This window comes from Nocardioides sp. GCM10027114 (genome assembly GCF_042659625.1).
Taxonomy (GTDB): domain Bacteria; phylum Actinomycetota; class Actinomycetes; order Propionibacteriales; family Nocardioidaceae; genus Nocardioides.
The window spans coordinates 1-919 of record NZ_JBHSSS010000026.1 but is presented as its reverse complement, the minus strand read 5'-3'; the positions used below and the strand labels follow the sequence as shown (position 1 = coordinate 919).

Sequence of the window (919 nt, the reverse complement as noted above, 5' to 3'; positions counted from 1 at the left end):
CCTGGTCGCGGCCGTGGAGTGGGCGGTCCAGCATCCCGCGGAGTCGCTGGTCGAGGCGGCGGGGTTCGAGCTGGACGGGTCCGAGACGGCGGTCCCGATCGCCGGCGAGGGCACCCCGCTGATCACCGAGTTCTGCGTCGCCGAGTGGGCCGCCTCGCTCGGCATGTCGACCGACGCCGGTCGCGCGTTCCTGGGTGAGGCGGTCGAGCTGCGCTACCGCCTCCCGCGGCTCTACCGCCGCGTGGTCCACGGGGACCTGCCGGCCTGGCGAGCACGACACGTCGCCCGCCACACCATCGCGCTCAACCCCGACGCGGCGGAGTTCGTGGACCGGCACGTCGCGCACGTGGCGCACAAGATCAGCCTCGCGCGGCTCAAGGACCTGGTCGACGAGGCCATCGCCCGCCACGACCGGGACCTGGCGCAGGAACGCTTCGGCAGAGCGGCCGACCACCGCGGCTTCGACATCCACCTCGACCAGGCCACGCTGGACGGCACCGTCGACGTCCACGGCGTCCTCGACGCCGCCGACGCGATGGATCTCGAGCACGCGGTGGCCGACCTCGCCACCCAGCTGCGCCACCTCGGGTCCGACGAGAGCCTGGACGTGCGCCGGTCCAAAGCCGTCGGAGAGCTCGCTCGCGGAGCGCAGACACTCGACCTCACCGGCAGCGATGAGGAAGAGACGGAGTCAGGCTCTCCGCGGCGGCTGCACCGACGCCCCACCCGCCGCCGGAAGATCGCGCTGGTCATCCACGTGTCCGAGGACGCCGTGGTCGGTACCGGCCCGCTCGGCCGGGTCGAGGGACTGCGGTGCCCGGTGACGACCGACCAGATCCGGACCTGGCTCGCGGCATCCGACGCCCAGATCGTCGTGAAGCCGGTGGTCGATCCGTCCGGCTGCGCGCCCGTGGGGGCC

At 73.3% G+C, this 919-nt stretch carries 1 protein-coding gene; it reads left to right on the top strand.

Features of this window, described 5'->3' with window-relative positions:
- Positions 1 to 919: HNH endonuclease (locus ACFP2E_RS14340; protein ID WP_378539344.1), on the top strand; the 919-nt coding region annotated here is incomplete at both ends.